Source organism: Flavobacterium procerum (genome assembly GCF_042431625.1).
Lineage (GTDB): Bacteria > Bacteroidota > Bacteroidia > Flavobacteriales > Flavobacteriaceae > Flavobacterium > Flavobacterium procerum.
In genome coordinates this window covers 108,188-130,966 of sequence record NZ_JBHLYW010000008.1, presented here as the reverse complement: position 1 = coordinate 130,966, position 22,779 = coordinate 108,188, and the positions used below count along the sequence as shown (strand labels likewise).

Annotated in this window: 17 protein-coding genes and 1 tRNA gene; 8 read left to right on the top strand and 10 right to left on the bottom strand. The window is 34.0% G+C overall.

The genetic code is table 11. The features are described 5' to 3' along the window. Nucleotides 1-21: 21 nt before the first annotated feature. Nucleotides 22-94 (bottom strand) — tRNA-Met (locus ACFFLS_RS09805). Nucleotides 95-211: 117 nt separating this feature from the next. Between ACFFLS_RS09805 and era the strand changes: the two genes are divergently transcribed. The 6 genes from era to ACFFLS_RS09775 all read left to right on the top strand — a co-directional run bounded on the left by era (nt 212) and on the right by ACFFLS_RS09775 (nt 9,741). Continuing rightward, nucleotides 212-1,093: a GTPase Era gene (era, locus tag ACFFLS_RS09800; RefSeq protein WP_379685195.1), complete on the top strand. Its 882-nt coding sequence runs from the start codon at nt 212-214 to the stop codon at nt 1,091-1,093. Nucleotides 1,094-1,117: 24 nt separating this feature from the next. Next, a complete protein-coding gene (locus ACFFLS_RS09795; protein ID WP_379685197.1) occupies nt 1,118-2,119 on the top strand; it encodes a hypothetical protein in 1,002 nt (333 codons plus the stop codon). A gap of 15 nt (nt 2,120-2,134) precedes the next feature. Then, entirely contained in the window at nt 2,135-2,728 is a 594-nt protein-coding gene (locus ACFFLS_RS09790) for a CHAP domain-containing protein (protein WP_379685199.1), read from the top strand. A 273-nt stretch (nt 2,729-3,001) separates the two neighbouring features. Next, on the top strand, nt 3,002-4,312 hold the full coding sequence (gene der, locus ACFFLS_RS09785; RefSeq protein WP_379685200.1) for a ribosome biogenesis GTPase Der: 1,311 nt from the start codon (nt 3,002-3,004) through the stop codon (nt 4,310-4,312). Nucleotides 4,313-4,622: 310 nt separating this feature from the next. After that, nucleotides 4,623-6,533, top strand: coding sequence for an RNA/DNA-binding domain-containing protein (locus tag ACFFLS_RS09780; protein WP_379685202.1), 1,911 nt, complete (start codon nt 4,623-4,625; stop codon nt 6,531-6,533). A 448-nt stretch (nt 6,534-6,981) separates the two neighbouring features. Next, complete coding sequence (locus ACFFLS_RS09775; protein WP_379685204.1) at nt 6,982-9,741, top strand: outer membrane beta-barrel protein; 2,760 nt, start codon at nt 6,982-6,984, stop codon at nt 9,739-9,741. Nucleotides 9,742-9,857: 116 nt separating this feature from the next. Here the strand turns inward: ACFFLS_RS09775 and ACFFLS_RS09770 are convergent, their stop codons facing one another. The 8 genes from ACFFLS_RS09770 to ACFFLS_RS09735 form a co-directional block, all read right to left on the bottom strand. Then, nucleotides 9,858-10,601 carry a DUF2490 domain-containing protein gene (locus ACFFLS_RS09770; RefSeq protein ID WP_379685205.1) on the bottom strand — a complete coding sequence of 248 codons (744 nt, stop codon included), beginning with the start codon at nt 10,599-10,601 and terminating at the stop codon, nt 9,858-9,860. 154 nt (nt 10,602-10,755) lie between these two features. Beyond that, nucleotides 10,756-13,302 carry a TonB-dependent receptor gene (locus ACFFLS_RS09765; RefSeq protein WP_379685207.1) on the bottom strand — a complete coding sequence of 849 codons (2,547 nt, stop codon included), beginning with the start codon at nt 13,300-13,302 and terminating at the stop codon, nt 10,756-10,758. A 247-nt stretch (nt 13,303-13,549) separates the two neighbouring features. After that, the gene (locus ACFFLS_RS09760; protein ID WP_135221884.1) at nt 13,550-13,963 is read right to left on the bottom strand and encodes an RrF2 family transcriptional regulator; all 414 of its coding nucleotides are present in this window, start codon (nt 13,961-13,963) and stop codon (nt 13,550-13,552) included. 95 nt (nt 13,964-14,058) lie between these two features. Continuing rightward, a complete protein-coding gene (locus ACFFLS_RS09755) occupies nt 14,059-14,889 on the bottom strand; it encodes a TPM domain-containing protein (RefSeq protein WP_379685209.1) in 831 nt (276 codons plus the stop codon). Between the two features lie 4 nt (nt 14,890-14,893). Beyond that, on the bottom strand, nt 14,894-15,331 hold the full coding sequence (locus ACFFLS_RS09750; protein ID WP_379685211.1) for a TPM domain-containing protein: 438 nt from the start codon (nt 15,329-15,331) through the stop codon (nt 14,894-14,896). A gap of 8 nt (nt 15,332-15,339) precedes the next feature. After that, a complete protein-coding gene (locus ACFFLS_RS09745) occupies nt 15,340-15,939 on the bottom strand; it encodes a LemA family protein (RefSeq protein WP_379685213.1) in 600 nt (199 codons plus the stop codon). 33 nt (nt 15,940-15,972) lie between these two features. Beyond that, entirely contained in the window at nt 15,973-16,305 is a 333-nt protein-coding gene (locus ACFFLS_RS09740) for a MerR family transcriptional regulator (protein WP_091492704.1), read from the bottom strand. Nucleotides 16,306-16,354: 49 nt separating this feature from the next. Next, complete coding sequence (locus tag ACFFLS_RS09735) at nt 16,355-17,332, bottom strand: M23 family metallopeptidase (protein ID WP_379685215.1); 978 nt, start codon at nt 17,330-17,332, stop codon at nt 16,355-16,357. Between the two features lie 275 nt (nt 17,333-17,607). Between ACFFLS_RS09735 and alaS the strand changes: the two genes are divergently transcribed. Further along, complete coding sequence (alaS, locus tag ACFFLS_RS09730) at nt 17,608-20,244, top strand: alanine--tRNA ligase (protein WP_379685217.1); 2,637 nt, start codon at nt 17,608-17,610, stop codon at nt 20,242-20,244. Between the two features lie 103 nt (nt 20,245-20,347). Beyond that, on the top strand, nt 20,348-20,725 hold the full coding sequence (locus ACFFLS_RS09725) for a GxxExxY protein (RefSeq protein ID WP_379685219.1): 378 nt from the start codon (nt 20,348-20,350) through the stop codon (nt 20,723-20,725). An 84-nt stretch (nt 20,726-20,809) separates the two neighbouring features. Here the strand turns inward: ACFFLS_RS09725 and ACFFLS_RS09720 are convergent, their stop codons facing one another. Then, complete coding sequence (locus ACFFLS_RS09720) at nt 20,810-22,555, bottom strand: ABC transporter ATP-binding protein (RefSeq protein ID WP_379685222.1); 1,746 nt, start codon at nt 22,553-22,555, stop codon at nt 20,810-20,812. Nucleotides 22,556-22,779: the final 224 nt, after the last annotated feature.

Sequence of the window (22,779 nt, the reverse complement as noted above, 5' to 3'; positions counted from 1 at the left end):
ATCTGAAGCTTTTTGTCTGTGTAGCGGGAACAGGACTCGAACCTGTGACCTTCGGGTTATGAGCCCGACGAGCTGCCTACTGCTCTATCCCGCGATGTTTCGGGTGCAAAGATACGCCCATTTTTGAGAAAAACAACGAAAATTTTAAAAAATGTTTTATTTTCTCTATTAACTTGATATGACTACCTTTGCAGAATAAATTATACTCAAAATGTCACATAAAGCAGGGTTCGTAAATATTATCGGAAATCCAAATGTTGGAAAATCAACGCTGATGAACGCTTTCGTCGGAGAAAGATTGTCAATCATTACATCAAAAGCACAGACCACTCGTCATAGAATTCTTGGAATCGTAAACGGAGAAGACTTTCAGCTAGTTTTATCCGATACTCCAGGAATCATCAAGCCGGCCTACGAAATGCAGGAATCGATGATGAACTTCGTAAAATCGGCTTTTGAAGATGCTGATATTTTAATTTATATGGTCGAAATAGGTGAGCAGGACCTTAAAGACGAAGCTTTCTTTAATAAAATCATTCATGCTAAAATACCTGTTTTGTTGCTTTTAAACAAAATCGATAATTCAAATCAGGAACAATTAGAACAACAAGTTTCTTTTTGGAAAGAAAAAGTGCCAAATGCAGAAATTTTTCCAATTTCGGCTTTGCAGAATTTTAACGTACCAGAAGTTTTTGGAAGAATTATCGATTTATTGCCAGAATCTCCAGCTTATTATCCCAAAGACCAATTAACAGACAAACCAGAACGTTTTTTTGTAAACGAAACGATTCGAGAAAAAATCTTGTTGAATTACAGCAAAGAAATTCCATATGCTGTAGAAATCGTTACAGAAGAATTTCACGAAGATGAAAAAATCATCAGAATCCGTTCTGTGATTATGGTAGAACGCGATACGCAGAAAGGGATTATCATTGGACACAAAGGTGCCGCTTTAAAGAAAGTAGGAACTGATGCCCGTGCCGATTTGGAAAAATTCTTCGGGAAACAAATTCACATCGAACTGTATGTAAAAGTGAATAAAAACTGGAGAAGTAACGCCAATATGCTAAAACGATTCGGTTATAATCAATAGATTTTCAAAACTCACATTATAATTATGCAGATTTCATCTAAGTATTCCATACCAATTTGTTGTGGACTAATACTTATTGTGGGTTTAGCATTTTTCTTTAAACCAAAGGAAGATGTTGTAAAATCTGTTCCTGTTAAGAAAAAGCAAGAAATAGCTACAAAAGTAGATTCAGTCTCATCCTTTGATGTCACAGCCTGTTCAGATGCAGAAGTGAAATTATTTTTGAAGGAATTTATCAAACAGTTTCAGACCAATAAAGCAGCTAATATTAATAGGTTTATTAATAAAGAAGATGGATTAGCCGTATTTCTTAGAGATGGATATTATCCTATTTTAAGTTTTCCTGACGGAATTGATGATTGGATTGAATGGTTTGATTTTAAAATTTATGATAATATAGTTTTTGAAAAATTTCCGAAATATCTTGGAGATGGTGAATTTGAGAAAACAGGCTTCTTTTATGTCGATTATAAAAATAAATTTAATCTCGATGATTTTGAAGATACTTATAGTAATCGTACTAATGAAGATAAAAAGCCATTTCGTCAACTGGAGCAGAAATGCAATTACAGGGCAGATGTAATGTCGTTAGACAAAACAACAGTACTTACATTGTATTTTAGTATTTATAAAAACAGTAAACACTTAGTTGGGATTACACAGGATACTGTCGATGATGTTTTGTATATAGATAAGGAAAAGGAATTTATACCATTTGATACCGAAGAACTGGTAAACGAATTTATCCTAAATAACAGAAGATTTTGTGATTTGGAGAACAAAGCTTACATCGATTTTGATAAAAAAGAATTGACTTACTGCGATTTTGGCGATGAGCCGTTTCCATTTAGTAATTATAAAATTGGTCCAATAAATGTTATTTCAGATAAAATAAAAATTCGGGAAATCATTTTTTACAACTCCAATGAAAACGATGGGTTTGCCTTAAAATTATCAAACAAAGGTGCTTTTAGTTCCTACAGAATAGGGGCAAGAGCGCAATATATTTATGAAAAGTGCAATTAAACTACTAGGGAATTAATGAAGGTTAAAAAGATTACGTTGCTAATCATTTCAGTTTTAGTTTTGGGCTACGCCGGAATAAAAATCGTAAAAAAAATAAACTTAAATTCAGACTATAAAATTGGTCAGGCACTAGACAGTTTAAACGGTGTAAAGGTTTATTACAATGGCGGTGTCGATAATATTGAAGGAAGAAACGTTACAAAAGACAATTACAATTTAGGACTGAAATATCAATGTGTTGAATTTGTAAAACGATATTATTACGAACATTATAATCATAAAATGCCAGATGCTTATGGTCATGCAAAAGATTTTTTTGATTCTAAAATAGAAGATGGCAATTTGAACAAAAGCAGAGGATTAATTCAATATAAAAATCCAAGTAAATCAAAACCAAAAGTTGGAGATTTAGTTATTTTTTCAGGCTCATTACTCAATAGATTCGGGCATGTGGCTATAATTTCTAACGTTTCTGAAAATGAAATCGAAATTATACAGCAGAATCCTGGGCCTTTCGGCAGTTCGAGAGAAATTTTTGATTTGAAAGAACAAGACGGGAATTATAAAATAGGTAATGAAAGATTGTTGGGATGGTTGAGAAAAGAATAAAAGTAAACATTCTTTAAACCTTAAAACCCTAGCCCAGATAGGAGCGGCATCCTTTTTCTGGCTCCTTTAGCCAGGAAAAGATAGAGCGGATAGCTGGAAATTGCTCCTGAAAATAACAATAAAAAACTTAGGTACTTAGAATCTTAGCAACTTAGCGACTTTTTTACATACCTTTGCAAAAAATTTAAATAAAGCATTTTGGATTACAAGTGATTAGCTTTTTAGGAAACTAAAAATCTAAAATCTGAAATCTGAAATCTAAAATCCAAAAAAATGAGTAATAACATTGTTGCGATAGTAGGAAGACCTAATGTGGGGAAATCAACCCTTTTTAATAGGCTGATACAAAGAAGAGAAGCTATTGTAGATTCAGTATCTGGGGTTACCCGTGATAGAAACTATGGTAAAAGCGAGTGGAACGGAAAAGAGTTTTCTGTAATTGATACCGGTGGATACGTACGCGGAAGTGATGACGTATTTGAAGGTGAAATCCGTAAACAAGTAGAACTTGCTATCGACGAAGCCGATGTTATTATTTTTGTGGTTGATGTTGAAGAAGGAATCACGCCAATGGATGAAACCGTTGCAAAATTGCTTCGTAAAGTAACAAAACCAGTTTTATTGGCTGTAAATAAGGTAGATAATGCAATGCGTGAAAAAGATGCGATTGAGTTTTATAACCTTGGATTAGGAGATTATTTTACTTTCGCAAGTATTTCTGGAAGCGGTACTGGAGATTTGTTAGATGCTTTAATTGATGCGTTTCCGGAGAAACCAGAAGTTGAGGTAAAAGAAGATTTGCCTCGTTTTGCTGTTGTAGGTCGTCCGAATGCGGGAAAATCTAGTTTTATCAACGCCTTGATTGGTAAAGATCGTTATATTGTAACTGATATTGCGGGAACAACTCGTGATGCTATTGATACTAAATTTGACCGTTTTGGTTTCGAATTTAATTTGGTTGATACTGCTGGTATTCGCCGTAAAGCAAAAGTAAAAGAAGATTTAGAATTTTACTCAGTAATGCGTTCTGTACGTGCGATTGAGCATGCCGACATCTGTATTTTGGTTATCGACGCAACCCGAGGATTTGAAGGTCAGGATCAGAGTATTTTCTGGTTGGCTGAAAAGAATAGAAAAGGGGTTGTGATCTTGGTAAACAAATGGGATTTGGTAGAAAAAGACACCATGTCTACTCGTGATTACGAAGAGAAAATCAAAAAAGAATTAATGCCTTTTACAGATGTGCCAATTTTGTTCGTTTCGGCTCTAACAAAACAACGTTTGTTGAAAGCATTGGAAGCGACGGTTCAGGTTTTTGAAAACAGAAAACAAAGAATTCCGACTTCTAAGTTTAATGAATATATGCTGAAAGTAATCGAGGCTTATCCGCCGCCGGCTACAAAAGGGAAATATGTAAAAATTAAATACTGTATGCAATTGCCTACAGCGGTGCCACAGTTTGTATTTTTTGCCAATATGCCACAGTATGTAAAAGAGCCTTATAAGCGTTATTTAGAGAATAAAATCAGAGAAAATTGGGATTTTTCAGGAGTTCCGATTGACATTTATATAAGAGAAAAATAGTTTGTTAAAATAGGTACATTAAATACACACAAAGCCCTTTAAATCATTTGAATTTAGAGGGTTTTTTTATGTCCTTGTTTTTAGGGTGTTTAAGTTTAATGCACCTTTGGTTTGTATAATGCGCCTTAATTGTGCCTCAAATGACTCTCCATTACATCTCAATAATGTTTCATTTTATCTAATTCTATCGTTATGGTTTGTAAGATTTTGGCAAACTCTAAATAAGTTGGCTGTAATTCTTTCGCAGATTCGAAACATTAACCCAAAATTAAAGTTGTAAATTTGACTTTTTTAAGACTAAAATTTTATTATGGCAAAGCAGTTAGAACTTTTTGATATCTTAAATGAATCCTTATATTTGATTCAAGCTGATGTTTTCCCAGACACAGAATCCGACGAAGTAGAATTTAAATCAGCTGCAGGTGGTTTTCCTAAAGACTTTTGGAAAACATATTCGTCTTTCGCAAACACAAATGGAGGGATAATTGTACTCGGAGTTAAGGAAAAAAATGGGAAATTCTATTTTGATGGTTTAAGCAAAGATCAACTGATCAAATATCAAAAAGAGTTTTGGAATAGTGTTAATAACCCACAAAGCGTATCTGCTAATATCTTAAAAAATAGTGATGTTCGAGAATATAACCTCGGAGGAAATATAGTTCTTTGTTTTAATATTCCACCAGCTGAAAGAAAACAAAAACCTATACATCTTACTCCCAATCCTTTTAGTAATACATACAAAAGAAATTATGAAGGAGATTATCAATGTAAAGATGAAGAGGTTCGTAGAATGTTGGCCGATGCTGATCTCTCATTTAGTCCTGATAGTAGAATTCTAGAAGGTTATCTAATGGATGATATAGATTCAAATTCTCTAAAGCAATATAGACAGATTTTCGCAACACTTAGACCTTCTCATCCATGGATTTCATTAAATGATATGGAATTTCTTGAATATATTGGAGGCTATAGAAAAGATAGAAAATCCCAAAAGGAAGGATTTACATTAGCAGGAATGCTAATGTTCGGAAAATCTGTTAGTATTGTGGATGAAGAATGTTGCCCAAAATTCTTCCCAGAATATAGAGAGATTTTATCTGAAAATGAAGACACTAGATGGACTGACAGGGTTTATCCCGATGGAACATGGGAAAGTAATTTATTTCAATTTTACAAGTTAGTTTATCCTAAGCTTTCATCAAGATTGCCAAAGCCTTTTCAACTTAATAAAGGACAAAGATTAGAAGATACGCCGGCTCATACAGCACTCAGAGAAGCATTTGTTAATGCATTAATACATTCAGACTATAGCGCTCCAGGAAGTATTATTATAAAAAGTTATCCAAATTCTTTTACATTCACTAATCCAGGTACTTTGTTAGTTACTTTAACTCAGTTTTATAAAGGTGGTATTAGTCAATGTAGAAACACTAATTTGCAAAAGATGTTTTTAATGATGGGAAGTGCAGAAAAGGCGGGAAGCGGTGTTAATAAAATTCTTTCTGGATGGAGTTCTTCACATTGGAGAAGACCTTACGTTGTTACAGAAAATGAACCCGATAGAATTATTCTAGAGATGCCAATGTTTAGTATCATCCCCGAAGAAACTTTAAGTGATCTAAAACATATGTTTGGTGATAATGTGGAAACTTTAGGTAAAGATGAGTTGACAGCTCTTGCTGTTTGTCATATCGAAGGAGATATTACAAATATTAGACTTCAGTACTTAGTTGATAAGCACAAGACAGACATTACTAAAATGCTTCAAGAACTATGTAAAAACAATTATTTGGTTTCAGAAAACAAGAGTAGATGGACAACCTATCGGTTAAACTATGAGAATAATATGGATAGTTATGAAGTTAATCTGGATAGTTCGTGGCGTAATCTGGATAGTTCAAGCCCCCAGATACCTACATCTACAGGTAAGCTGGATACTTCTATACGTAATCTGGACAGTTCAACAAATAATATGGACAGTACAACAAATAGTATGGATAGTAATAGAAAACAAAAAAGAGTTAAATATGATGAACTTGAAAAAGAAATAATTGGAGTATGTAGTTTGGAATATAAATCAGTGGCTCAAATAGCTTCTGAAATTAATAAAACTGAAAAGTATCTAAAAAATGATATTCTACCAAAGATGATTGCCAACGAAAAATTAACTAAAATGTATTCAGACAATCATCCTAATCAGAAATACATTGCAAGAAAATAGAACCCCAGCAAACAGCTATCAAAAACAGTTTTAGACGATTGGGTTAATAGAAAGTTGTTTTTTGTATTTGGTATGATTTGGTAAATGTAAAGAATGGGTTAATTTAATCTAAAAAAAACTATTTAAGAACGAGAAATACCATAACTATTTAGTTATTCGACCACTTTTCAAATGTAAGATTTTAAAGAACAATTAAGATTCTGTGCAAAATGTACCTTATTTGTGCCTTGCAATTATTACTAACTAATAATCAATCAATGTAAATTGTTTATATTAGAGAAAAAATAAGAATAAAAAGTCCCCAGGAAATAGGGGATTTTTTTATGCCTTGCGGCTACATAAGTGCAGTATTGATTTTTTTATTGGCATCATATTTGGATAAATGTAAAAAGCACAATTAAACCTTTTGCATTTTTCTAAGTCTTACCAATCTAACTAACCTAAATTTATGACCAGATTTTATTCATTTTTATTGTTTTTAGTTTTTGTTTATTCGGCAAATGCCCAAAACGATATTACTGTTAAAGGAACAATCCTCGATGTCAATACGCAATTACCACTGGAACTTGCAACCGTTTATTTTACTACTGTAAAAGATTCTACCGTAATTGAATATGCTACTACAGACAAAAATGGTGCTTTTAGAATGAACATCAAAAAATTTGATAAACCTGTATTTTTAAAAGTGAATTACATGGGATATCAGACCTATTATGAAGAATACAAAGGACTTACCGAAAGTAAGGATTTTGGAAAAATCTACTTAATAGAAAATGTAAATGCTCTTAATGATGTTGTTATTAAGACTGAAGCAGCACCAATTACAATCAAAAAAGATACTTTAGAATTTAATGCGGCTTCTTATAAAGTTCGTCCAGATTCTAATGTCGAAACATTGCTTAAACAGCTTCCGGGGTTTGATGTCGATAATGACGGAAAAATTACCGTAAACGGAAGAGAAGTCAATCAGGTTTTGGTAAACGGAAAAACATTTTTTGATAAAGATGGAGCCATCGCAATCAAAAATCTTCCTGCTGATATTATTAAAAAAGTTCAGGTTTCTGATTTTAAAACTAAAAAAGAGGAGCTTTCAAAACAAGAATCAACTTCAGATTTCTCAAGTATCAATATTACAATTGACGAAAAGAAAAATAAAGGATATTTTGGTAAAATCATGGGCGGTTATGGTACCGATGATCGTTATGAAGCAAATATAAACTTGAACTATTTTAATAATAAGCAGAAAATAAGTTTGCTGGCTTCTTCTAATAATATCAATTCAACCGGTTTTTCTATGGATGATGTTTTTGATAATATGGGCGGTGGACGAAATAGCGGCGGAAGAGGAGGAAGTACAAGTTCTGGCGGAGGCGGAAGAGGAATTACACAATCTAATTTAGTCGGGATTAATTATTCTGATGACTGGACTGAAAAATTGTTGGCTATGGGAAGTTATAATTTTTCGAACACAGTCAATAAAAACGATAGTAAATCAAATGAAGTTGTTTTTCAGCCAACAGGAAATAATATTACACAAAGCGAGTCTAAAACCAGAAATGAAAATACAGGTAATAATGCCAATTTTGAATTGGAGTACAAATTAGATCCTAAAACTCGAATTGTCGTAGCGCCAAAAGTAAGCCAATCCAGAACAAATGGAATTTCATCATCTTCGAGTTCTACAGAAGATGAAAATGGAAATGAATTAAATAAAAGTGAAGGAAGCTCAATTTCTGACGGTACAAACACAAATTTTGCAAACACGATTAACTTTAATAAAGCTTTTGATAGAAAAGCCCGTAATTTAAGTTTTGTTTTCACAAACAACAATACAGACAGTGATTCTGATGCTTTGAATGTTTCTGAGACAATTTATTACGTAGGTAATACTCCAAATGATTTAAGGAATCAGAATGTAAAAAAGAGAGCGATTAGTGACGCTTACTCTGCAGATATTGAATATACAGAACCAATAACCGATTCGTTGAGAATTAGAATTGGTGCCGATTTAGATTGGAAAAGTACCAGTAATGATCAAAAAACGTATAATTTTAATGATGATACTCAGGAATATACTGATTATGATTCGAGATTTAGTAATTATACAAGTTCAATTCAAAATTCGGTTACGCCAAAAGTTGGAGTTACTTTGCAGAAAAATAAGTTTACTGTAAATCTGGACAGCCGAACTTCAATCGTAAATTTTGAAAATTACTCGCTTTATCAAAATGTTGCAACAGATTTAAGTAAAAGATATGCATTGCCTTTTGCGACTGCTTTATTGCGATACAAATTTAATCGTTCTAAAAATTTATCATTCAAATATGATTATTCAAATGCATTACCTTCGGCTAATCAGTTAATGCCGATTGTAAATCTAAATAATCCTTTGAATACGATTGTTGGAAATCCAGATTTAAGTCCGATTGAAAAAAACAGTGTCAATTTCCAGTTTAGAAATTACGATTTTAGAACACGTTCAGGATATAGCTTTAATGCAAAAGGAGACTATTATAATAACGATATTGTTTCTATTTCCAGCTTTAATGCAAGTGGTCAAAAGGAAACTACTTATACCAATATTTCGGGTGTTTATAATCTTTCCCTAGGGGCAAACTGGAATCAGCAGATTAAAAAAGATGCACACACAATTCGATATGGTGTAGGTTTAAGCGGAAACTATTCGTTTGATAAGGGATATACCAATGACATTTTATACAATTCTAAATCTGTCGGAATTACTCCAAAAGTATATATGTCTTATGATTATGGAGAAGTATTAACAATTGCGCCATCGTATAATTTATCATACAATCAGTCTAAATATGAAAATTATTTACTGGGAAAAACTTCAAATGTTGTACACAGAGTTAACTTGCAGACAACATCATATTGGCCAGAGAATTTAATTTTTGGTAATGATTTCGGATACACATATAATTCAAATATTTCGGATGGATTCAAAAAAGACTTCTTCCTTTGGAATACAAGTTTGTCTTATGGGTTTTTGAATAAAAAATTATATGCTAAGGTTAAAGTTTATGATTTGTTAAACCAAAATCTAAGTGCTACAAGAACAATTTCTGCAACCTCGATTCGTGATGAGGAAAATACAGTTTTAAGACGTTACGTAATGTTTTCTTTGGCTTACAAAATCGGAAACTTTGCTGAAGGCAAAAAAGGTGGAAAAGGAAGGCCGAGAGATTAAATTTTTTTAGAAAAAGGTGCAAAGGTACAAAGAGGCAAAGGCACAAAGTTTCAAGTGATAGTTGAAAAAAAGTCCGAATCAAATTTTTAATTTGATTCGGACTTTTTTTCTAAAATCTAAAATTTTCTATTAATTCTATGATAAACTGTGAAGCGAATAATATCACGGTTGTAAAAATCGATGCCGCTGGAACGTCTTTGGAAGTTTTTGAGATAACCTAATTCTAAACCAAGATTTGGGGTAAAATGATAACGCAAGGCAGCATAAAATCTGTTTTGGTCAAAGCTGTTTCGTTTGTTGTCTTTTCCGTAGTTGAATAGAATTTCATCAGAAATAGTGCCTTTTAAACTCTGTTGTTCTTTTTCCCAAATTGTAAAAGTAGACTGCAAACGGTATCTAAAACGGTATGCAAAGGAAAAGTCATTTAAAAGTCCGTTTTTATCTGCTTTTTGAATAAAACGTTCTTCAATCTGAAAACGGTTGTGAAAAGTAATTTTAGCAATATCATTAATAAAAGTGATGTCTTGTTGCGCACGATATTCGGGAACAGAATAATCCGGATCGACATCTGGATTCTGAGTATTTACATTAAAGTATGCAAATCCGCCTCCCAATTCAATGGTTTTGCTGGTGCGATATCGTCCTTGAACTCGTATGACAAAAAGGTTTTCATGAATAGGATTTACGAAGCTTCTATTGTCAAATTCTGAATGTAGCGACCACTTTTCGGTCAGAGGAAAAATATTGTAATATCGAATCCAAGTCAGAGTCTGATGGTCGATTTTCTTTTGATTCTGACCTGCTAAAAACTCGCTGATACAGAGAAGTACAATAAGAAATAATTTAGAAGATTTATCCAATGTTGTAAAATTCAGGTTGCGAATTTATACAAACAAAATTATTTCTAGATAGTGTAAAAAACTGTTTTAGAATATTTTTTGTGATTTGCGTCAAAAGAAAAACGAGACTCATTTTTTAATGAATCTCGTTTTCTAACTAAAACTAACCAACCGCTTACAGTGAATACTTAAATGTAATTCCGTAAGTTCTTTGATCACCAAGAACACCAGCGTACTGTCCAGCATTTCCACCTGCAGGAAGTAACTGCTCATAGTAATCTTTATCAAAAAGGTTGCGTCCCCAAATGTGAATAGATAAACCTTGCGAAGCACGGAAACCTAAACGGGCATTAAAGATTGCATATCCTTGAACTACTAAATATTTTGAAGCCGAAGGGCTTGAAGAAAACTCAGAACGTGCATATCCGTCGGCAGCGAAGAAGATTTTTCCTGAATTTCCAAAAAATTTCGCTCTATCAGAAAGTTCACCTCCCAAAGATCCTGCCCATTTCGAAGCTCCTGGCAATGCAGAACCTGAAACATCTTTGAAAGATACCGGAGCTCCAGTTTCTTCTAAAGGAAGTGGCGCATTGGTAAATTTGTCATACTTTCCATCTGTATAAGTTGCAGCTCCATTTATGGTTAAATGTTCGTTGACAAAAAAGCTAGCATCCAATTCAACTCCTTTTACACTAACTTTATCAGCATTTGCAAGATAACCGCGGTTTACACCTAATTCTGCAGCCTGAACGTTGGTCTGGAAATCTTTAATTTCTGTGTTAAAGAACGTCAGGTTGAAGATTGAGTTTTTGAATGGAGAAGTTTTTACTCCCAATTCGTAATGATACACTTTTTCTGGTTTAATAACCGCAAGTTCAAGTAATGGCTGACCTGCAGAGTTATTTGGAAGACCGGCCACGTTTACACCCACTGGTTTGTAGCTTTTCGCAAAAGTTCCATAAATATTGATTTTATTAGTCGCTTTAAAGTTAACTGTAATGTTTCCTGAAAAATCGGTGTTGTCTGTGCTTGAATCAAATGCCTGATCAGAATAAACCAATCTTTTCAAAGCCAACAATTGCGGATCAGTTGTTTGTAGACCACCGTATGTTGTACGAGCATAGTGCGCGTCCTTTTTGTCAAAATTATATCTCAACCCAGGTAAAACGTGTAAGCGTTCTGTAATTGCCCAGTCCAATTGCCCAAATACTGCAGCACTTGACGCTCGGATTCTCGCATCCGTTTTGATTCCGTATCCTTCAAATAATCCTGGTGTTTTCCATAAGTTACTTGTTGTGCTTTGAGAGAATCTCCATTGTGCGTTTCCTGATTCTTCTGTACCATCTGTTTGTGAAGTTTGATCGATAAAAAATACTCCTGCAACACCGCTTAATTTAGAAGTTAATTGTCCGGCATAGCGAACCTCCTGAGTAACTTGTGTTTGTCTTGTCGGGTTTTGAGATTTAGCCAAAACCTGTAATCCTGTAAAGTCTCGGTCATTTGATGGATCCCAGTTCCAAAAACGCCATGCAGTTGTTGAGGTAAGAGTACCACCTCCAATTTTGGTGTCAATATTAAGAGAGACACCTCCTAAATCTTGTCCAGAACGCCAAGGTGTATCCTGATCTATTTTACGATCAAAAGCATTTTGGCTTGGAAGCTGGTAATTTAAATCGGCAATAATCGCGTTAAATTGTCTGTAAGCTGCTCTTTGTGTTGGAGCAACTCCTGCGATTACCTGAGCATATCCGTCAGGGCGCTGTGTTGTTAAATCTCCAGAAAAGGTAACATTCGTATTTTGAGTTGGTGTCCATAATAACTGTCCTCTAAAACCTTGATTGTTTAAAGTATTAGTCGCTCTTCCAGTTGAAACATTGTCAATTAAACCGTCACGTTGTGTTCCCGAAAAAGACAAACGTCCCGCTACTTTTTTTCCTAAAGCTCCCGTTACAGAAGCTTTTGCCTGAAGAAAAGCATAATTACCATAGCTTAACTCAAAATCGGCTCCTGATGTAAAGCTTGGTTTGCGAGAAGTAATATTAAATGCTCCTGAAGTGGTGTTTTTTCCAAATAAAGAACCTTGCGGACCTCTTAAAACCTCAATTTGTTCTACATCGATAAAATCTAAAGTCGTGGCAGCTGGACGTGCATAATAAACTCCGTCTACATAAAATCCTACTCCAGGATCGATACCGTCATTTGTTAATCCGAAAGGAGATCCCAAACTTCTGATGTTGATTCCGGTATTTCTTGGATTGGAAGAATATAGTTGTACTGAAGGAACTAATTCTTTAATGCGATTTACGTTAAAAGCTCCTTGTTGTTCTGCCTGTTTACCCGTTACAACTGAAACAGCGATGGGCACATCCTGAACTTTTTCGATTCTTCGTCTTGAAGATACAACTACTTCGACCAATTTGTTTTCTTCGTGTAAAGTAATGTTGATAGGAGAAACAGGAATAGAACTGATTTCGAGTTCAGTGGTTTTATAACCTACGTATTGAACTAATAGTGTTACAGGTAGTTTTCCTCGAGAATCGATAGTAAAACGCCCTTCCGAATCTGTGATTGTACTAAATGTGGTTCCTTTTATCACAACATTCGCTGCTTCTAAGGGAACGCTTTCGTTATTGATTACAACTCCTTGAATGTTTTGTGCAAATGAAATTGAGAATGTTAAGACTGCAAGTATAGTAAAGATGTTTTTTATAGATGTTTTCATTTTTTTATATTAAGTATATGTGATTAGTAGAATTTAGAATTAAATTTTTTTACCAGCACATACACATCATAGATGATGCAGTTTTCACAGTTGTGAATTGTTTATTTTGTTTTTGCAAAAGATTTGTGACACCTGATGAATTTGATTTTAGTTTCATGGGGTTAAAATTTTGTAAATGGTTAGTTAAATATTTTTGGCAAATATATATATAAATTCTATCGATTTACTAGGAATTAGGAAAAAAATTTTATTTTTTTACAAGTGAGGCTATTGTAATGCCTTCCATGGCCTTTAAAGTTTTGTCTCTAATCAGCATTAAACCGTGACGCAGATTGCATTCAGACTCGGTTTTACAGTCAGAACAAGGCTCGTAAAAATTTAAGGAAGCGCATGGCAAAAGCGCAATTGCACCGTCAAATAATCGGTGAATTTCTGCCAAAGTGATGTCATTTTTTGATTTTATCAGATAATAACCGCCAAATTTTCCCTGCTTGCTGCTTACAAAACGGCCACGTTTTAAATCCAATAAAATCTGTTCTAAAAACTTCTTAGGTATATTGGCGCCATCAGCAATTTCCACTGTTCTGGAAATGTGATTTTCGTCTTGTTCTGCTAAATAAAGTAAGGCCTTAAGGGCGTATTTTGCTTTATGCGATAACATCTGTTAATAAATTGTAAAGTGTAAATGTATGATTTTTTAAACTTGAAACCTAAACTTGAAACCCGAAACAAGAAAAACTTCAAAACAAAATGAATCTACCAGCTTCCGCTTGATCCACCGCCTGAGAAACCTCCTCCGCCAAAACCACCGCCGAAGCCTCCGCCACCGCCAAAGCCACCGCCAGATGATCCGCCTCCGAAACCTCCAAATCCGCCACTGTTTCTTCCAAGATTACTCAAAATAATTACGTCTAGAAGGCTTGGACCGCCTCCGCCGCTGTTGCCTGAATTTCCGCCACCTTTTTTATTTCGCACCAGCAAAACTATTATAATTACAACAATTATAATAAAGGGGAAAATCGGAAAACCTTGCCCTCCTTGTTCTTTTTTGCGTTCGCCTTTGTATTTTCCTTTAAATACATCAAAAAGTGCATCGGCTCCTTTGTCAAGTCCTCTGTAGTAACTTCCTGCCTTGAATTCAGGAATTATAATATTACGAATAATGGTTCCGCCAATACCAGCAGTCAATCGATCTTCTAAACCATAACCCGGATTAATAGCGATTTTCCTTTCGTTTTTGGCTAATAAAATAATAACACCATTATCTTCTTTTGCTTGGCCTAATCCCCAAGTGTGGGCCCATTTTGTAGCCAACTGACTAACATCTTCGCCTTTTAGGCTTTCGATGGTAATCACAACAATCTGAGTTGACGTAGAATCAGAATAACGAATTAGTTTTTTTTCTAACTGATCTTTTTCAGAAGCACTTAAGACATTCGCATAGTCATAAACAGAAGTCTGAAATTTTGGTTTTTCTGGAATTGTAAATTGTGCAAAAATAATATTGCAGCTAAAAAATGTAATAAGCAAAAAAGTAAACTGAAAAACTCTATTGGAATTTAAGATTTTATTTTTGGAATTTTTCATTCTTTTATCCTTTTGAGATTTCGTTAGATAGTTCGTTTGTATCGTCTTCTGTAGAAGGAAAATATTTTTTTAATTGTTCTCCTGCATTCAAAATTCCGTCTACTATTCCTTGCTTAAAATTTCCTGCTTTAAAATGGTTTACCATGATGTCTTTGGTACAATTCCAGAAGTCGTCTGCCACGACATCGTTAATTCCTTTGTCACCACAGATTACAAATTTTTGGTCTTCTACGGCAAAATAAAGCAAGACACCATTTTGCAGTCTGGTTTCGTCCATTTTTAAATCATGAAAAACTTCTAAAGCTCGGTCATAATGAGCTTTAGAAGTCGTTTTTTCTATGTGTACTCTAATTTCGCCAGAAGTATTTTTTTCAGCCTCAACAATGGCATTTACAATTTCTTGTTCTTCTTCCTTGCTTAAAAAATCTTCTACTTTTGACATTGTTTAGATTATTTTTTATCAAAATTAAATTCTACATCTTTAACTTTATCAGCACCAGCTACAGCTTCAAAGTACGGTTTTTCTTTATATTGTCCTAAAAACCAATTATTAGGAATTGCCAAAACATAACCATTGTATGCTTGAACTGATTCGTTAAAACGAGTTCTTGCAGTCAAAATTTGATTTTCTGTACTAGAAAGCTCATCTTGTAATTTCAAGAAGTTTTCATTAGTTCTCAAAGTTGGATATTGCTCTACAGAAACTAATAATCTTGATAAAGAAGAAGTTACTCCGCTTTGAGCCTGATTAAATTGCGCCAATTGTTCTGGAGTCACATTGCTTGGATCAATAGTAACCGAAGTAGCTTTTGCACGAGCTTCTATAACAGCAGTCAACGTTCCTTTTTCAAAATCTGCGGCACCTTGTACTGTTTTTACTAAGTTTCCGATAAGGTCATTACGTCTTTGGTAAGCCGTTTGAACATTTCCCCATTCTTTATTAACAGCCTGATTGTATTTTAATCCGTTATTTTTAATTCCAATTGACCAAAAAGCAATTATTGCAATCAGTACCACAATAATTCCTACAGGGATTAACCATTTTTTCATATTAGTTTAATTTAAGTTTATTTCAATTTTTAATTACAATTCGTTTTTGATGTCGTTTAATTGCGTTTTGATGGATTCTAATTTACGTATTATTTCGAATTTATCTAACGTTTTTTTCTGGCCTTCTTTTAAATGTATTTTGGCACCTTCGAGCGTAAAACCTCTTTCTTTAACTAAATGATAAATCAGCTGCAAGTTGGTAATGTCTTCGGGTGTAAACATCCTGTTTCCTTTTGCATTTTTTTTAGGTTTAAGGATGTCAAATTCGCTGTCCCAAAAACGTATCAATGATGCATTGACATTAAAAGCTTTGGCCACTTCGCCAATGCTGTAATATCTTTTGTCTTTGGAAAGTTCAATATGCATGATTTGTTTTTTTCTATTTTATTTCAAAAATACTACTTTTTTAACAATACTAATCTAATGATTGATTTTCTTGGTTTGCCATCTGCGAAATTGCCACATATTCTACAGCCGAAATATTTCCGTAATAAAAATTCAATGGGTTCACCACTTTTCCATCTTTATGTACTTCGTAGTGACAGTGCGGACCTTCGGATCTACCTGTACTTCCTACATAACCAATTACATCACCTCGTTTTACGCGCTGTCCAGGCCTACAGTTGTATTTACTCAAATGCGCATACAAGCTTTCGTATCCAAAACCATGCCTGATTACCACATGATTTCCGTAGCCCGATGCTGTATTATCTGCTCTTTCTACAACTCCATCTCCCGTTGCGTAAATTGGAGCTCCGGTGTTAGCGGTAAAATCCATTCCGTTATGCATTTTTCGCACTTTCGTGAAAGGATCAATTCTGTATCCAAATCCTGAAGCAACACGTTTTAGATTCTCATTCTGCACTGGCTGAATGGCAGGAATGGCAAGCAGTAAATTTTCTTTGGCTCCAGCCAATTTCAAAATTTCATCTAATGATTTTGACTGAATAGCCAATTGTTTAGATAGCTTGTCAACTCGTTTTGTAGTGTTTAAAACCAATTGCGAATTATTATATCCTTCAAGGGTTTTGTATTTTTCTGAATTTCTAAATCCAGCTTTTCTAATCGAATCTGGAATTTCAGTTTTGTTAAAATATACTCGGTAAATATTATTGTCGCGTTCTTCTAAAGCTTCAGCAGCTTCATCAATTTCATCCAGTTTTTTATTTAGAATGGCGTAATGCAATTTCAAATTTTCAATTTCACGAGCTTGCAGACGATCTTTTGGAGTTTCAAAATAAGGAGTGTTGATTAAAAGAATAAAAACTAAAAATCCGAACAACGCAGAGGCCAGCAAAAACAGTAATGCGTAGCCTGCTTTTATTCGTTTTCTGGTTTTTATTTTCGTATAAGCCAGATTTTCTGAGTCGTAATAATATTTTACTTTCGCCATATTTTAAAATACGCTATTTTTGCAGCTTGTAAAATAAATTAGACGAACAAAATTGATAAATGTTTCAGTTGTCCGTATTTTTTTTACAAGAAGTAATGATTAGATATTGGGGCTATTTTATCATTAAGATAATGCGCAAAATAGACAATTTATTGTTTATAATTTAAGTTTTTTGAGTTCATTTTTAAAACTTAACCTATTATCAAATGAAACAATTATCTAATTGTCTAATTTTCAAATTGACACATTAAATTGACACATTTTCTAATTTAAATATGAAATCACAAGACGTACGTAAGCAATTTTTAGACTTTTTTAAAAGCAATGGACATTTAATCGTTCCATCGGCTCCTATCGTTCTTAAAGACGATCCAACCCTTATGTTCAATAATTCTGGTATGGCCCAGTTTAAAGAATATTTTTTAGGAAATTCGACACCAAAAAGTAAAAGAATAGCCGATACGCAAAAATGTCTTCGTGTTGCTGGTAAACAAAATGATCTTGAAGAAGTAGGTATTGATACCTACCACCATACCATGTTTGAAATGCTAGGGAACTGGTCTTTTGGTGATTATTTTAAAAAAGAAGCGATTAATTTTTCTTGGCAGTTATTGACAGAAGTTTTTAAAATTCCGAAAGAGAATATTTATGTTTCTGTTTTTGAGGGAAATGCTGAAGAGAACGTTCCTTTTGATCAAGAAGCTTGGGATATCTGGAAAGAATTAGTAGATGAAGATCGTATTATTCTTGGAAATAAAAAAGATAATTTCTGGGAAATGGGAGATCAAGGACCATGCGGGCCATGTTCTGAAATTCATGTTGATTTGCGATCTGAAGAGGAGAAAAAACAAGTTTCTGGAAAAAGTTTAGTAAACAACGATCATCCGCAGGTAATCGAAATCTGGAACAACGTATTTATGGAGTTTAACCGTAAAGCGGACGGATCCCTTGAAAAACTTCCTGCACAGCATGTAGATACCGGAATGGGATTTGAGCGTTTGTGTATGGCTTTGCAAGGAAAAACATCAAATTACGATACAGATGTTTTTACGCCTCTTATTGAAAAATTAGAGCAGATTACAGGTTTAAAATATACTTCAAACGAAATTAAAAATATTAGCGAAGAGCAGGATAAAACCAATATTGCAATTCGTGTTGTGGTAGATCACGTACGTGCAGTTGCGTTTGCAATCGCAGACGGACAGCTACCATCTAATACTGGAGCAGGTTACGTAATTCGTAGAATCTTGCGTCGTGCAATTCGTTACGGGTTTACATTTTTGGGGACAAAAGAGCCTTTCATCAATAAATTGGTTGAAGTTCTAGCAGACCAAATGGGAGAATTTTTCCCTGAAATCAAATCGCAGCAACAATTGGTTACCAATGTAATTCGTGAAGAAGAAGCTTCTTTTTTAAGAACTCTTGATCAAGGATTGCAATTGTTAGAAAATGTGGTTGCTGAAACGTCAGAAAAAGAGGTTTCTGGTGCTAAAGTTTTCGAATTATACGATACTTTCGGATTTCCAAAAGATTTAACAGCTTTGATTCTGAAAGAAAAAGGTTTCTCTTATAATGAAGAAGAGTTCGAAGTCGAATTACAAAAACAAAAAGCGCGTTCTCGTGCCGCTTCTGAAGTTTCTACGGAAGACTGGTCAGTTTTGATTCCAGGTAATGTTGAAACATTTGTTGGTTATGACAAAACTGAAAATGAGGTAAAAATTACTCGTATCAGAAAAGTCGATTCTAAAAAAGACGGTATTTTGTACCAAATCGTTTTAGACAATACGCCTTTTTATCCAGAAGGAGGAGGTCAGGTTGGCGATAAAGGAACATTGGTTTCTGCTAACGAAACAATCGAAATTATCGATACGAAGAAAGAAAACAATTTGATTCTGCATTTTGCGAAACAGCTTCCAGAAAATCTAGAAGCAGGTTTTGTTGCAAAAGTAAATACAGATTTAAGAACATCAACTTCTAAAAACCACTCGGCTACGCACTTGATGCACTTGGCTTTGAGAAACATTTTAGGAACACACGTAGAGCAAAAAGGATCTTTGGTAAATCCAAATTACCTGCGTTTTGACTTTTCGCATTTCAGCAAAGTTTCTGATGAAGAAATCAAGAAGGTTGAGGCTTCTGTAAATGCTCAAATCGAAGCACAATTGCAATTGGTTGAACACAGAAATATCCCAATTCAGGAAGCATTGGATAAAGGAGCAATGGCTTTATTTGGCGAAAAATACGGCGATACTGTTCGTATGATTGAATTTGGAGACAGTAAAGAATTGTGTGGAGGTATTCACGTAAAAAACACAGCTGATATCTGGCATTTTAAAATTATTTCTGAAGGTGCTGTAGCTGCAGGAGTTCGTCGTATTGAAGCGATTACGGGAGATGCAGTTAAAGATTTCTACTTAAATCAGGAAAATACGCTTACAGAAATAAAAGAAACGCTTAAAAATCCGCAGGACGTTTTAAAATCAGTTGCTTCGCTTCAGGATGATAACGCAAAATTGAAAAAACAAGTTGAGCAGTTGTTAAAAGAAAAAGTAAATGCTTTGAAAACTGTTTTAGAAAATGATTTCCAAGAAGTAAATGGTGTAAGTTTCCTTGCAAAACAAGTAGATTTAAGCATGGCTTCAACAAAAGATTTGGCTTCTGCTTTAGGAAGTTCAAAACAAGATGCTTTTGTGTTTTTGGCTTCTATTGAAGACGGTTTGCCAAATATTCACTGTTATATTTCGAAAGAATTGGTTGCAAGTAAAGGTTTAAATGCAAATGCAGTAATCAAAGAATTAGGTAAATATATTGAAGGAAATGGAGGAGGACAACCTTTCTTCGCATCTGGAAAAGGAAAAAATGCTGCAGGGATTGCTGAGGCACTTTCTAAAGCTGAAGATTTCGTAAAGTAATTTTTTTAATCTCGCAAAGACGCAAAGTCGCAAAGTATTAATGCTTTGCGACTTTTTTATTTTAAGTTTTTATTTTGTAAGTTTAAACTTAAATTTTTTAAAGATGACAGAGAATGAAATTTCAACAGTTGTAGTTGATATTTGTTATAAAATACATGTAAAACTTGGACCTGGATTATTGGAATCTGTTTGTGAAGCAATTTTATTTCATGAATTAACTAAAAGAGGTTTAAGTGTAGAAAGGCAGAAAGTATTGCCTGTAATTTGGAATCAGATAAATTTAGATATTGGTTTTAGAGCTGATTTAATAGTCGAAAATAAAGTGATATTGGAAATCAAATCAATTGAGCAACTTACAGATATACATGCCAAACAAGTCTTAACGTACCTAAAAATCACAAAAATGAAATTAGGTTTGCTGATTAACTTTAATGTGCCAATGATTAAGTACGGAATAAAAAGAGTAGTTTCAAATCTTTAAATCTTAGAAAAAAGCAGAGTCACAAAGCTTAAAAAAACTTTGCGACTCTGCGTCTTTGCGAGATTATTTCTTAGTGAAAAAAGATTATTTACGCTCCCCAATTTGCTGGCGCCACATCGCGTAATACAATCCTTTTTCGACAATCAAATCTTCGTGTTTGCCTTGTTCGATGATTTTTCCTTGTTCCAAAACAAAAATTCTGTCGGCGTGCATTACGGTTGATAAACGGTGCGCAATTAAAACCGTGATTCTGTTTTTATCTGAAATATTTCGAATAGTATCATTAATTTCCTCTTCTGTAATGGAATCCAAAGCAGAAGTTGCTTCATCAAAAATCAATAAGTTCGGATTTCTTAAAATGGCTCTTGCGATTGACAAACGCTGTTTTTCGCCACCAGAAACTTTGATTCCGCCTTCTCCGATTGTGGTATTTAAGCCGTCTTCTGCACGTCTTAAAAGTTTGTCACAGCTCGCACGTTTTAAGGCATCGTATAAATCTTCATCGGTTGCGTTTGGTTTTACGAAAAGTAAATTTTCACGAATCGTTCCCGAAAACAGTTGCGCATCTTGCGTTACAAAACCAAGTTGTTTTCTTAAATCGAGTAAATCAACATCTGTAGAATCGATATCATTATAAGTAACATGACCTTCGGCTGGCGTATATAAACCGACCAATAATTTTACTAAGGTCGTTTTTCCTGAACCTGACGGCCCGACAAAAGCAACGGTTTGTCCTTGTTTGATTTCAAAATTAATGTTTTCTACCGCTTTAAACTTAGCTGTTTTATGCTGAAAACTCACATTTGAGAAAAGCAGTTTCTGAATTGCGCCAATATGTTTTGGATTTTTTGGACGGAACTCTTTTGGAGCGCTCAATAAGTTTTTGAAGTTTTCCATAGAAACTTTTGTTTCATTCAATGCAATAATAAAGTTTCCTAATTCCTGTAAAGGTCCAAAAATAAAGAACGTAAAAAATACCATTGTCAATAAGTCTCCAACGATAATTTTTCCTCCAAATAAGAAGTAATACAAAGCGAAAACAACACAAGTTCTTAAAAAATGTACGGTCGTTCCCTGAATAAAACTCAAACTTCTGATAAAACGGATTTTCTCCAATTCCAATTGAAGAATTTTAAACGTATTCAGATTTAAACGTTTTTCTTCCTGATAGGTTAGTCCAAGACTTTTTACAAGCTCGATGTTTCGTAAACTTTCGGTTGTAGAACCCGCCAATGCATTGGTCTGATTTACAATTTTACGAGAAACGATTTTGATTTTCTTTCCTAAATACAAACTTACCAAAGCGATAATTGGAGCTGTAATTAAAAAGATAATCGAAATACGTAAATCAATACGTGCAACATAAACTATAACGAAGATAAATCCGATAATGGTTTGGAAAATTAGAGAAATCGAAAGGGTAATCAGTTTTTCAGAATCAATTCTAACTTTAGTTAATTTACTTAAAGTTTCACCGCTTCGCTGGTCTTCAAATTCGGCATAAGGCAAATCAAGAGACTTTTTAATTCCGTCCGTGTACATTTGCGCGCCTGTACGTTGAATAACAACGTTTGTGAAATAATCCTGAAAGTTTTTGGTAATTCTGGAAATCATGGCCGCACCCAGCGAAAGTCCAAGCCAGAAGGCCAATGATTTTATAAATCCGATTTCATTGCCTTTGTATTTTGTGATGCCAACACCGCAATCCTGCATTAATTTTCCGGTGATTACTGAGTCTGATAAACTGAAACAAATGTTTATGGTGGCCATTATCAAAGCAAAAAACAATAACATTTTATGTTTGATGATGTAGGTATATAATAATTTCATAAGTGATTAAAAAAAATGGAAGATGCAAAAGTAAGGAATTGTTTTAGTTTGTGATTGTGTTTTTTGTTATTAAAAATGTAATTTTTTAACGCTGTTAAGTTCTAGTAAAAGTTGATAATTTTTGGTTTCTCCACAAAGTTTATTTTTTAAGATTTAGGCATAAAAAAAAAGAAAAGTATTTGTTAATGTGGAATGCCGTAAGGTTTTTGTTTTTGCTTATGTTA